The organism is Phenylobacterium sp. (genome assembly GCF_031425575.1).
Lineage (GTDB): Bacteria > Pseudomonadota > Alphaproteobacteria > Caulobacterales > Caulobacteraceae > Phenylobacterium.
Window position 1 is genome coordinate 1 of record NZ_JANPJP010000049.1, and the last position, 10,760, is coordinate 10,760.

General features: G+C 67.8%; 14 protein-coding genes. 3 read left to right on the forward strand and 11 right to left on the reverse strand.

Annotation, left to right across the window (positions count from 1 at the left end; translation table 11 throughout):
• Positions 1-1,559: type I DNA topoisomerase (gene topA / locus RMO97_RS02705; protein ID WP_310539011.1), on the reverse strand; the 1,559-nt coding region annotated here is incomplete at its 3' end.
• Positions 1,560-1,737: 178 nt separating this feature from the next.
• On the opposite strand from topA, the gene RMO97_RS02710 reads away from it, so the two are divergent.
• Positions 1,738-1,917, forward strand: a complete 180-nt coding sequence (locus tag RMO97_RS02710; protein WP_310539012.1) for a hypothetical protein — start codon at positions 1,738-1,740, stop codon at positions 1,915-1,917.
• Here the strand turns inward: RMO97_RS02710 and dprA are convergent.
• From dprA to RMO97_RS02755, 9 genes are all read right to left on the reverse strand, one after another.
• Positions 1,914-3,014 (reverse strand): DNA-processing protein DprA, encoded by a 1,101-nt coding sequence (dprA, locus tag RMO97_RS02715; protein WP_310539013.1) that lies wholly within the window; start codon positions 3,012-3,014, stop codon positions 1,914-1,916. The genes RMO97_RS02710 and dprA overlap by 4 nt on opposite strands.
• Positions 3,011-3,655 (reverse strand): glycerol-3-phosphate 1-O-acyltransferase PlsY, encoded by a 645-nt coding sequence (plsY, locus tag RMO97_RS02720; RefSeq protein WP_310539014.1) that lies wholly within the window; start codon positions 3,653-3,655, stop codon positions 3,011-3,013. The genes dprA and plsY overlap by 4 nt, the downstream gene beginning before the upstream one ends.
• A 24-nt stretch (positions 3,656-3,679) precedes the next feature.
• Positions 3,680-4,222: an AAA family ATPase gene (locus RMO97_RS02725; protein WP_310539015.1), complete on the reverse strand. Its 543-nt coding sequence runs from the start codon at positions 4,220-4,222 to the stop codon at positions 3,680-3,682.
• Positions 4,223-4,225: 3 nt separating this feature from the next.
• Positions 4,226-4,528: a helix-turn-helix transcriptional regulator gene (locus RMO97_RS02730; RefSeq protein ID WP_304777189.1), complete on the reverse strand. Its 303-nt coding sequence runs from the start codon at positions 4,526-4,528 to the stop codon at positions 4,226-4,228.
• A 58-nt stretch (positions 4,529-4,586) separates the two neighbouring features.
• Entirely contained in the window at positions 4,587-5,879 is a 1,293-nt protein-coding gene (pyrC, locus tag RMO97_RS02735; RefSeq protein ID WP_310539016.1) for a dihydroorotase, read from the reverse strand.
• Positions 5,876-6,457, reverse strand: coding sequence for a TIGR00730 family Rossman fold protein (locus RMO97_RS02740; protein ID WP_310539017.1), 582 nt, complete (start codon positions 6,455-6,457; stop codon positions 5,876-5,878). The genes pyrC and RMO97_RS02740 overlap by 4 nt, the downstream gene beginning before the upstream one ends.
• Positions 6,457-7,434 carry an aspartate carbamoyltransferase catalytic subunit gene (locus tag RMO97_RS02745; protein WP_310539018.1) on the reverse strand — a complete coding sequence of 326 codons (978 nt, stop codon included), beginning with the start codon at positions 7,432-7,434 and terminating at the stop codon, positions 6,457-6,459. The genes RMO97_RS02740 and RMO97_RS02745 overlap by 1 nt, the downstream gene beginning before the upstream one ends.
• Before the next feature lie 76 nt (positions 7,435-7,510).
• Positions 7,511-7,987 carry a Holliday junction resolvase RuvX gene (gene ruvX / locus RMO97_RS02750; RefSeq protein WP_310539019.1) on the reverse strand — a complete coding sequence of 159 codons (477 nt, stop codon included), beginning with the start codon at positions 7,985-7,987 and terminating at the stop codon, positions 7,511-7,513.
• Positions 7,988-8,084: 97 nt separating this feature from the next.
• Entirely contained in the window at positions 8,085-8,960 is an 876-nt protein-coding gene (locus RMO97_RS02755) for a LysR family transcriptional regulator (protein ID WP_310539020.1), read from the reverse strand.
• An 86-nt stretch (positions 8,961-9,046) separates the two neighbouring features.
• Between RMO97_RS02755 and RMO97_RS02760 the strand changes: the two genes are divergently transcribed.
• Both RMO97_RS02760 and RMO97_RS02765 read left to right on the forward strand, forming a co-directional pair.
• Positions 9,047-9,697, forward strand: coding sequence for a class I SAM-dependent methyltransferase (locus RMO97_RS02760; RefSeq protein WP_310539021.1), 651 nt, complete (start codon positions 9,047-9,049; stop codon positions 9,695-9,697).
• A 127-nt stretch (positions 9,698-9,824) separates the two neighbouring features.
• Entirely contained in the window at positions 9,825-10,256 is a 432-nt protein-coding gene (locus tag RMO97_RS02765) for a DUF6326 family protein (RefSeq protein WP_310539022.1), read from the forward strand.
• Between the two features lie 102 nt (positions 10,257-10,358).
• On the opposite strand, the gene RMO97_RS02770 is transcribed toward RMO97_RS02765, so the two are convergent.
• A partial coding sequence (locus RMO97_RS02770) for a hypothetical protein (protein ID WP_310539023.1) occupies positions 10,359-10,760 on the reverse strand: 402 nt, incomplete at its 5' end.

Consider the following 10,760-nt stretch of genomic DNA (forward strand, 5'->3'; position numbering starts at 1 on the left):
TGCTCCAGGAAGGCGGTGACCAGCCGTCCCTTGTCCTCCGGGATGAACCGGTTCTTGTCCATGCGGACGTATTCGCGGTCGCGCAGCACGGTCAGCACCGAGGCGTAGGTCGAGGGCCGGCCGATGCCGAGCTCTTCCATCTTCTTCACCAGGCTGGCTTCCGAATAGCGCGGCGGCGGTTCGGTGAAGTGCTGGTCGGCGCGGGCGGTGATCACCTTGGCGGCGGCGCCCTCGGTGACCTGGGGCAGGCGGCCGCTTTCCTCGTCGGCGTCGTCGTCGCGGCCTTCCTCATAGACGGCCAGATAGCCGTCGAACAGGATCACCTGGCCGGTGGCGCGCAGGCCGGTCTTGCCGTCGGCGCTCTCCAACTCGATGGTGGTCCGCTCGATGCGGGCGGCCTCCATCTGCGAGGCGATCATCCGCTTCCAGATCAGCTCGTACAGCCGGCCGAGGTCGCTCTCCAGACGCAGCGAGCCGGGGTTGCGGGCCAGGCTGGTGGGGCGGATGGCCTCGTGGGCCTCCTGGGCGTTTTTGGCCTTGGTGGAGTAGAACCGGGGCTTCTCAGGAACGTAATCCTTGCCGTAGACGCCACCGATCACCTCACGCGCTTCGTCCAGCGCCTCGGGCGCCGACTGCACGCCGTCGGTCCGCATATAGGTGATCAGACCCACGGTCTCGCCGCCGATGTCGATGCCCTCGTACAGCTTCTGGGCGGCCTGCATGGTGCGTTGGGTGGAGAAGCCCAGCTTGCGGGCGGCTTCCTGCTGCAGGGTCGAGGTGGTGAAGGGCGGGGCAGGGGACCTGCGCGCCGGCTTCTTTTCCACCGAGGCGATCTTCAGGGTCGCGCCGTCCACCGCGGCCTTGGCGGCCAGGGCGGTGGTCTCGTCGCCCAGGTCGAACTTGGTCAGGCGCTTGCCGTCATGCTTGACCATGCGGGCCAGGAAGGGGTCGCCCCCGGCGCTGACATCGGCCTCGACCGTCCAGTATTCCTGGTTCTTGAAGCGCTCGATCTCGATCTCGCGGTCGACCACCAGACGCAGGGACACCGACTGCACCCGGCCGGCCGAGCGCGAGCCCGGCAGCTTGCGCCACAGCACCGGCGAGAGGGTGAAGCCCACAAGGTAGTCCAGGGCGCGGCGGGCCAGATAGGCCTCCACCAGCTCCATGTCGATGTCGCGCGGATGCTTCATCGCCTCGGTGACGGCGGCCTTGGTGATGGCGTTGAACACCACCCGCTGGACGGTGGCGCCCTTGATGGCCTTCTTCTTCTGGAGAACCTCCAGCACGTGCCAGGAAATGGCCTCACCCTCGCGGTCGGGGTCGGTGGCCAGGATGATCTTGTCTGCGGACTTGGCGAAGTCGGCGATCTCGGAAAGACGCTTGGCGGACTTGGCGTCCACGTCCCACAGCATCAGGAAGTCCTCGTCGGGCTTCACCGATCCGTCCTTGGCCGGCAGGTCGCGCACGTGGCCGTACGAGGCCAGGACCTTATAGTCCGAGCCCAGGTACTTATTGATGGTTTTGGCCTTGGCCGGGCTCTCGACGACGACGAGGTTCATGCGGTTTTAAGGGTGGTCCAAGGGCCGAAGCGCCCGAAATTCAAGGGCCCGGAAGGTGGGGTGTCCACCTAGGCCCTGTCAACGGGCCGATTTCACAACAAGCTCTACAATTGAGAGTTGAGCATAAACCTTTCCACGCCTTATGGGTTGGAATCTGTTACAAGCTGGCCGCAGGCAGATGGAACAGTGGAACCCCAAGGGCTCGCCTCAGGCGACAGCGACCTTCATCGAGGAGGTCTTGAACCAGTTGGCGGAATTGGCCTCGACGCGGGGCTACCAGTCCCTGGCGACGACCTTGATGATGGCCGCCCTCGACGCCGCACGCGCGGCGGCCGGGCCCCCGGACAAGCAGCCTTAGGCTCGCGACACCATGCCGCCTGGCAGCAGCTCGGCCCGGCCGGCCAGCGACAGCTCCATCAGCGCCGCCAGGACGGCGGGCAGGGGCGCCCGCGCGGCGCGCACGATCTCGTCGCGCGACACCGGGGTGGGGGAGAGCAGGTCGGCGATGGTCTCGCGCAGCTTTTCAGCCGCCGCATCTGAGAGATCGGCGGTCACGGCGTAGCGATCCTGGTCCGGCTCCCGGAAGCCGCCGAAGCCCTCCAGCGCCCGCAGGACGTCCTCCGCCCCCTCGCAGATCGCCGCCCCCTGGCGGATCAGGTCGTTGGTTCCCTTGGCGCGCGGGTCCAGCGGCGAGCCCGGCACCGCCAGCACTTCGCGCCCCTGCTCGGCGGCCAGCCGCGCGGTGATCAGCGAGCCTGACCGGATCTCCGCCTCAACCACCACGACCGCGCGGCTGAGGCCCGAGATGATCCGGTTGCGGCGGGGGAAGTCCTTGGCCTGGGCGGTCTGGCGCGGCCGGCTCTCGGACACCACGCAGCCGGCCTCGACGATGCGGGCGTGCAGGTCGCGGTGCTCCGGCGGATAGATGTCGGCGACCCCGCCCCCCAGGACTGCGACGGTCCCGGTGGGGAGCGACCCCTCGTGCGCCGCCCCGTCCACCCCCCGCGCCAGGCCCGAGACGATCACTTGTCCCGCCTGCCCAAGATCGCTGGCCAGGCCGCGCGCGAACCTCTGTCCAGCGGCCGAGGCGACCCGCGCCCCTACCACCGCGACGATGGAACGCTGAAGCAGCCTGGCGTCTCCCCAAGCCCACAGCACCGGCGGCGGCGGATCCAGCGCCGCCAGGGCCTGCGGGAAGTCCGCCTCGCAGGCGCATAGCAGCCGCGCCCCCACGGCCGCGCCGTCGGCCAGCTCGGCCTGCACATCGTCCAGCGAGGGCACGCCCAGGGGCGACACCCGGCCGCCGCGCCGCGCCAGGTCGGGCAGGGCGGCGAGCGCCAGGGAGGCCTCGCCATAGCGGGAGATCAGCTGGTCGAAGGTGACCGGCCCCACATTCTCGGTGCGCGCCAGCCGCAGCCAGTCGCGCCGCCCAGCCTCGGTCAGGGTTCGGCTCAAGCGGCGTCCTTCTTGTCGCCCCCGATGCGCGGCTCCTCGCCCTTCAACAGGCGGCGGATGTTCTCGGCATGGCGGAAATAGACCAGCACCGCCATGAACAGGGCGAGCCAGGCGATGGGCAGGGGCCGGTCGAAGACGAAGGCGGCGTAGATCGGCGCGATCGCCACGGCGGTCAGGGCCGCCAGCGAGGAGATCCGGAACAGGAAGGCCATGATGATCCAGGTCGCGCCCGCCGCGATCCCCACGGGCCAGGCGGCCGCCAGCAGGGTGCCGAAGAAGGTCGCCACCCCCTTGCCGCCCTTGAACTTCAGCCAGACGGGGAACAGGTGCCCCAGGAAGGCGCTGGCCGCGGCGATGGAGGTGAGCAGGGCCTGGACGTCCTTGGTGCTCTCCCGCGTCGCCAGCCAGGCGATCAGCACCGCCACCGCCCCCTTGCCGCCGTCCCCCAGCAGGGTGATGGCCGCCAGGTCCTTGCGGCCGGTGCGCAGCACATTGGTCGCCCCGATATTGCCCGAGCCGATATTGCGCACGTCGCCCGCGCCCCCCAGCCGGGTGGCGATGACGCCGAAGGGAATGGAGCCCAGCAGGTAACCGCCGATGACGGCCGCGGCGATCAGCGCGGGACTGAGTGACTCAAGCATGTGGTTCCCCCATTTGCCGAGAGCCTAGCTGCCCGGAGCGCTCGCGTCATCCAGGGCCGCGCGCACGGTCGCGGCCAGGGCTGTGATGTCCACCGGCGCCGTGGTGTCCACTTCGATCATATGGCCCAGGCCCACCGGTGCGTCGTACTCCGCCAGCAGGGCGGCGGGCAGGTCGCGCAGGGTGTGGATGGCGTGGCGCTCGCCGATCAGCGACCGCGCCGAATAGCGCCGGCTGGCCTCCTCGGGCGGGCAGCGGCAATAGACCTCCACCAGCCGGCCGCCCAGGCCGGTCAGCATGCGGCGCTCATAGGCGCTTTTCGGCCGGAAATTGGCCTCCAGCACCACGGCGGGCGACAGCGCCGCCAGCGTCCAGATCAGCTCCATCGACGCGCTGCCCAGCGCCTGGGTCCAGACCTCCGGTTCGGCCCGCTGGCCCAGCACGTCGGCCAGCCGCTCCTTGATCACGTCCTTGGACAGCAGGGGCAGGGACAGGGCCTCGGCGAGCGGACCGGCCAGGGTCGACTTGCCCGCCCCCGGCGCGCCCGAAACCATTACCACGCGGCGCACGGCTCAGACCTCTTGGGCCAGCACGGCGGTCAGGGCCGCCAGGGCGGCTTCGTCGCGCCGGTAGAAGGTCCACTGCTTGATGCGCCTGGGCGTCACCAGCCCGGCCTGGGTCAGCACCCGCATGTGCTCCGACAGGGTCGGCTGGCTGACCCCCAGCTTCTCGGCGATCCGCACGCCGCAGACCCCGTCCTCCACCAGGTCCCCGTCCACCTGCGGCGGGAAGTTGGCGCGCGGGTCCTTCAGCCAGGCCAGGATCTGCAGCCGGCGGTCATTGCCCAGGGCCTTGAAGGCGAGTGCGTTCGTCATATCGCCAATTGGCTAAGTTGCGCCCTGAGCCTAGGTCGCCGCGCGCGCACAGACAACCTCAGACCCGGTAGACGACCCGTCCGTCCACCAGGGTCATGCGGATCTCACCCTGCAGCCTGCGCCCGTCGAAGGGGGAGTTCTTGGACTTCGAGCGCAGCTTGTCGGCGTCGATGACGATGGGGGCGTTCAGGTCGCACAGCACCAGGTCGGCCGGCGCGCCCTTGGAAAGCGTCCCGGCGTTCAGGCCCAGCAGCCTGGCCGGCCGGCTGGTCACCGCCGCCATCAGGTCGATCAGCGGGATCCGCCCCTCGTGGTGGAAGGCCAGCAGGGCCGGCAGCAGGGTCTGCAGGCCGATGGCGCCCGGCGCGGCCTCGTCATAGGGCAGGCGCTTGTCCTCGGCCGGCGCCGGGGCGTGGGCCGAGACCACGATGTCGATCAGCCCCGTCGCCAGGGCCTCGATCACCGCCTGGCGGTCGTCCTCGCTGCGCACCGGCGGATCGAACTTCATGAAGGTGCGGTAGTCGCCGATGTCGATCTCGTTGAACGACAGGTGGTTGATCGAGGTGGTCGCGGTGATCGGTAGGCCCCTGGCCTTGCCCCGCGCCAGGGTCTCCAGGGCGCAGGCGGTGGTCACCTGGTCCACCAGGAACGGCGCGCCGGTCATCTCGACGAGCGCCAGGTCGCGCTCCAGCATGATCTTCTCGGCGAAGGTGGGAACGCTGGGCAGGCCCATGCGGCCGGCGAACTCCCCCTCGGTGGCCGCCGCGCCCGCGCTCAGCCACGGATCGGCCGGGCGGTGGGCCACCAGCACCCCGAAGCTCTTGGCGTAGGCCAGCACCCGGCGCAGCACCTTGGAGTCCACGATCGGCCGGTCGGCGTCGGTGACATAGACGCAGCCGGCCTCGGCCATCAGGCCGATCTCGGCCATCCGCTCGCCCCGCGCGCCCTTGGTGGCCGCCCCGGCCGGATAGACGTGGACCAGCTCGATATCGCGGGTTCGCCGCAGGATGAAGTCCACCACCGAGGCCTCGTCGATCACCGGATCGGTGTCGGGCTGCAGCACGATGGAGGTGACCCCGCCGGCCGCCGCTGCCAGCCCCGCCGACTTCAGCGTCTCCTTGGTCTCCGACCCCGGCTCCCCGGTCTTGACCCTCAGGTCCACCAGGCCCGGCGCCAGCATGGCGCCCCGCGCATCGATCACCTCGATGTCTGGCGACAGGGTCCCCAGGTCGCCGCCATGGCTCACGTCGGCGATCTTGCCGTCGCGCACCAAGAGTGCGCCGGGGCCGTCCCAGCCGCTGGCCGGATCGACGATGCGGGCGTTCAAGAAGGCGGTCGGCTGCGCGCTCATAGTTCCTGCCGTCCGATCCATTTTTCCACGACCGGCGGTTTGTAGGCGGTCAGGGCGTCCAGCATTTCCCCGCTGTCCTGGCAGAACACCAGCATGTCGCGGTGGGGCGCCTTCAGGAACGCCTCGCCCACCGCGTGGTCCACAAAGGCCCGCAGGTGGTCGAAATAGCCCAGCACGTTCAGGAACCCCGCCGGCTTGGCGTGGAAGCCCAGCTGGCCCCAGGTCCAGATCTCAAAGATCTCTTCCATCGTGCCCACGCCGCCGGGCAGGGCGATAAAGCCGTCGGCCATCTCCGCCATCCGCGCCTTGCGCTCATGCATGGAGGGCACGACGTCGAGCCGGGTCAGGCCGGTATGGGCGATCTCCTTGTCCATCAGCGCCTCGGGCATCACCCCGAACACCTCGCCCCCGGCCGCCAGGGCTGCGTCGGCCAGGGCGCCCATCAGCCCCACCTTGGCTCCGCCATAGACCAACGCCAGGCCCCGGCCGGCGATGGCCGCGCCCATGGCCCGGGCGGCGGCGCTATAGGCCGGATCGCCGCCGGGGCTCGCGCCGCAGAACACCCCCACCGCGCGCATCAGTCGTTGTCCAGCCGCGCGGCCATGGAGGCCAGCACCGCCATCCGCGCGGCCACCCCCATCTCCACCTGATCCTGAATCAGGCTGACGGACAGGTCATCGGCCACGTCGGAGTCGATCTCCACGCCCCGGTTCATCGGCCCCGGATGCATCACCCGCACGCCGGGCGCGGCGCAGGCCAGCTTCTCGCGGTCCAGGCCGTAGAAGCGGAAATACTCCCGCTGCGACGGCGCCATCACCCCGTCCATGCGCTCCAGCTGCAGGCGCAGCATCATCACCACGTCGCAGCCCTCGATGCCTTCGCGCATGTTGTGGAACACCTGCGCCTTCCAGCGGTCGACGGCGGCCGGCATCAGGGTCGGCGGCCCCACCAGCCGCACCTCGGCCCCCAGCATCTGCAGCAGGCTGACATTGGACCGCGCCACGCGGCTGTGCAGGACGTCGCCGCAGATGGCGATCCGCAGGCCCGCGATCCGCCCGAAGGCGCGCCGCATGGAGAGCGCGTCCAGCAGGGCCTGGGTCGGGTGCTCGTGCTGCCCGTCCCCGGCGTTGATCACCGAGCAGGTGACCTTCTGCGCCAGCAGGCTGGCCGCCCCGGAGGAGGCGTGGCGCACCACCAGCAGGTCCGGCTGCATGGCGTTCAGCGTCACGGCGGTGTCGATCAGGGTCTCGCCCTTGGCGATCGACGAGGAGCGCGGGCTCATATTGACCACGTCGGCCCCCAGCCGCTTGCCGGCCAGTTCGAAGGAGCTCTGGGTCCGCGTCGAATTCTCGAAGAAGAGATTCATCAGCGTCCTGCCTTTAAGCAGGTCGAGCTTCTTGGAGGTTTGACGGTTGAGCGACACAAAGCCGTCGGCGAGGTCGAGGAGGCTGGCCACCTCCACCTCGTTCAGATCGGTGACCGACAGGAAGTGTCGCCGCGGGAACGGGAAGGTTCTGCCAAGAACCTCGTTCAGACCAGGGGGCAGGGTTGTCATTAAAGGCGCGTCGTAGCGGAGGCCGAACCCGGCGCCAAGCGAACTCGCCCATTCGCCCACAGGTGTCGGCGATCGCCTACCCCTCCAGCCCCCGCAACCGCTCCAGCGCCCCCTGCAGGATCCACCCCGCCGCCATCTTGTCCACCACCTCGGCGCGGCGCGCGCGGTTGATGTCGGCCTCGTCGATCAGGAAGCGGTTGATGGCCATGGAGCTCATGCGCTCGTCCCAGAAGGCGATCACCAGCTCGGGGCGCAGGCGCAGCAGGTTGCGGGCGAAGGCGCGGCTGGACTGGGCCCGCGGCCCCTCGGTCCCGTCCATGTTCACCGGCAGGCCGATGACGAGGCCCGCGACCTCGCGGCCGTCCATCAGCTTGAACAGCGCCTTCGCATCATCTGTGAACTTGGTCTTGCGGATCAGCTCCAGCGGGCTGGCCACCATCCGCGTGGTGTCCGACACCGCCACCCCGATGGTCTTCTCCCCCAGGTCGAGCCCAACCAGCGCACCGTAGCGCGGCAGCAGGGGCGGGAGCTCGGTGATGTCGACGACGGCCATGGCCTTCCATAGGCGTTCAGGCCGCACCCCGCCAACCCGCGTCGCTGGCCGGGCCGTTCACCGGTTCAGCATGGACCGCCGCTCGACTGGCCCGCCGCTACATCCGGGCCAGTTCCTCGGCCACGATCGCCTGGACCAGGCGGATGCGAGGGCTCGATTGCAGTTCCTGATGGGTGACCAGCCAGATCGGCACCGGAATGGGCGCCATGTCCGGCAGGAGATTGACCACCCCGGGCGTCCGCTCCGCCACTTCGCGCATCATCACGGCCACACCCATCCCGCGTTTGACCATCTCCCAGATCACCACCGAGGCCTCCGACACGATCCGGAGATCCTCGGTGGCGATGGGAATACCGATCTCACCCAGATAGTCGCAGAAGCGGGGGTCATCGAAGCCCATCAGACCCGCCGTGGCCAGATCGGCAGGACGCTTGAGCAGGCCGTTGCGGGCGACCCAGGCCTCAGAGGCGAAGAAGCCCGCCTCGGTGTCGCGGATATGGCGGCCGACCAGACCGGGGCGATCAGGACGGACATGGCGTATGGCGATGTCGGCTTCACCCCGGTGAAGATCGCTGATCTCATTGGAGGCGACGATCGCGATCGTGACCTGCGGCGCTTCGGATCGGATGCGCGCCACGATCTCGGGAAGAACATAGGCCGCGAAGGTGTCGGTGGCGGAGATACAGACCCGCCCGCCGGTGTCCTGCACCCGGCCGCTGGCGGCCAGAACCAACGTCTCCGCCGCCTCACCCATGATGCGCGTGTGATCGAGCAGGTCCATCCCGGTCTGGTTCAGAACCAGCTTGCGGCCCCGCCGTTCAAACAGGGTCACCCCCAGATCGGCTTCTAGCGCCAGAACCTGCCGCGACAAGGTGGGCTGGGTCAGGCCCAGCTGCCGCGCCGCGGCCGACAGCGAACCGGCGGCGGCGGTGGCGTGAAACGCCCGGATATGGTTCCAGTCCATCGGCTTCATGCATATGCGTATATCATAGCTGCGAATTTCCGCAATTTGCTCGATATTTGCATATGCTATTCGGCGTCGCACAGGAGAGCTCCACCATGAGTACAGCCAGCGACGCGCGGTTCTGGGACAAGATCTCGCGCAAGTACGCCAAGGACGCCATTGCCGATCTGGGCGGCTATGAACGCACCCTGGAGCGGACCCGGGCGCTGCTGAAACCGGACGACCAGGTGCTGGAACTGGGCTGCGGCACCGGCAGCACGGCCCTGCGGCTGGCCGGCGATGTGCGGAGCTATCTGGCGACCGACCTGTCCGCCGGAATGATCGCGATCGCCAAGGAGAAGCAGGCCGCCAGCCCCATTCCGGGCCTCGTCTTCCAGATCGCGACGGCCGAGGCCTCGATATTCGAGGCCGGGCGGTTCGATGCGGTTCTGGGATTCAACTATCTCCACATGGTCCGCGACGTGCCGGGAACGCTGCGCCGGATCCACACCCTGCTGGCCCCGAATGGCCTGTTCATCTCCAAGACGCCCTGTCTTGGCGACATGAACCCGCTTCTGAGCGGTGTCCTGTTGCCGGCGATGCGCGCGATCGGCAGGGCGCCCTATGTCAGCGTCTTCTGGCAGACCGAACTTTGCGATCTCGTCAGCTCAGCAGGTTTCGACATCCTGGCCACCGAAAACCACGCCACCAAGGGGAACGATCGCCGTCCCTGCATCGTGGCCCGCAAACGGTCCGCGGCGCCCTAGCACGCCTTGGCGCTCGCTTCGGGAACAACCATTCCGCGCCTCTTGCGGCCGCCATCTGTCTGGCTGGCCTGCGCCGTCGGGAATTACGGCCTATCTCGGTAGGCTTTAGATAATAAGAGCGAAGAATATGAGCGCAAAAACAACACAAAAAATCGAACTCGAGGAAGTCAAGGTCACTGTGAAACTGAAAATTGCCGCCCTGTGGGCGAGTTTCATGTTTCTCTACATCTATGTAGACTATTTCCACCTGTACATGCCGGGATCACTGGCAGATTTGCTGTCTGGTAAGGCCTTTGTATTTGACGTCACCCAAGCCTATCTCTTGGTTGCGCTCGCCTCCGTGACGATTCCGGCCTTGATGATTTTCCTGTCCGTCGCCTTGTCAGCTCAAGTAAGTCGCTGGACAAACATAGTCGTGGCGACAATCTATATTCCCTACACATTGGTCAATCTGGTGGGGGAAGCCTGGATACATATGGCGTTTGGCGCCGTTGTAGAAGTCGGTCTTCTTTTGCTGGTTATCCGCTATGCCTGGAAATGGCCGCGTGCTGTAATTTGAAGACCTTTTTATTCGCAAGGAACAGCGTTGAATCAGCGTTCGGCTCCGTCTTGAGGCCTTCTCGTTGTCCGCCTGGGGGGACTTTTCGTGAGCGCGGCCTCGCTACCTCTTGCGCAAGGCTCGCGTTTTCAACCGGCTGAGTCCGACCGGGGTCACGCCGATATAGGCCGCCAGCTCGGCCTGGGTCACACGGTTCAAGAGATCCGGACGATGCTCGCATAGCCAGGTCCACCGTTCGACGGCGGACAGGGTCAGGAACTGAAACTCGCGCTGTTCCTTGCGGGAGGCATAGAGCATGAAGGCGCGCCTTGCCGCTGTCTCCCAGGCGTGGTGGCGCGCTGCAAGCCGCTCCAAGGTCCGCCAAGAGACCTCTTCGACTTCGCTCCTTTCGAGCGCGACGGCGCTGAAGCTGGCCTCCAGACCGTTGAGCGACGTCATGCTCGCGAAGATCTCGCCGTCCTGCAGGATGGATTTGGTGAAGGCGCGACCCTGCGGGTCCTCGTA

What these genes read in the sequence shown, in the direction of transcription:
- RMO97_RS02710 (WP_310539012.1), top strand. Translation starts at nt 1,738, where the DNA reads ATGGAACAGTGGAACCCCAAGGGCTCGCCTCAGGCGACAGCGACCTTC.
- plsY (WP_310539014.1), bottom strand. Translation starts at nt 3,655, where the DNA reads ATGCTTGAGTCACTCAGTCCCGCGCTGATCGCCGCGGCCGTCATCGGC.
- RMO97_RS02730 (WP_304777189.1), bottom strand. Translation starts at nt 4,528, where the DNA reads ATGACGAACGCACTCGCCTTCAAGGCCCTGGGCAATGACCGCCGGCTG.
- pyrC (WP_310539016.1), bottom strand. Translation starts at nt 5,879, where the DNA reads ATGAGCGCGCAGCCGACCGCCTTCTTGAACGCCCGCATCGTCGATCCG.
- RMO97_RS02740 (WP_310539017.1), bottom strand. Translation starts at nt 6,457, where the DNA reads ATGCGCGCGGTGGGGGTGTTCTGCGGCGCGAGCCCCGGCGGCGATCCG.
- RMO97_RS02745 (WP_310539018.1), bottom strand. Translation starts at nt 7,434, where the DNA reads ATGACAACCCTGCCCCCTGGTCTGAACGAGGTTCTTGGCAGAACCTTC.
- ruvX (WP_310539019.1), bottom strand. Translation starts at nt 7,987, where the DNA reads ATGGCCGTCGTCGACATCACCGAGCTCCCGCCCCTGCTGCCGCGCTAC.
- RMO97_RS02755 (WP_310539020.1), bottom strand. Translation starts at nt 8,960, where the DNA reads ATGAAGCCGATGGACTGGAACCATATCCGGGCGTTTCACGCCACCGCC.
- RMO97_RS02760 (WP_310539021.1), top strand. Translation starts at nt 9,047, where the DNA reads ATGAGTACAGCCAGCGACGCGCGGTTCTGGGACAAGATCTCGCGCAAG.
- RMO97_RS02765 (WP_310539022.1), top strand. Translation starts at nt 9,825, where the DNA reads ATGAGCGCAAAAACAACACAAAAAATCGAACTCGAGGAAGTCAAGGTC.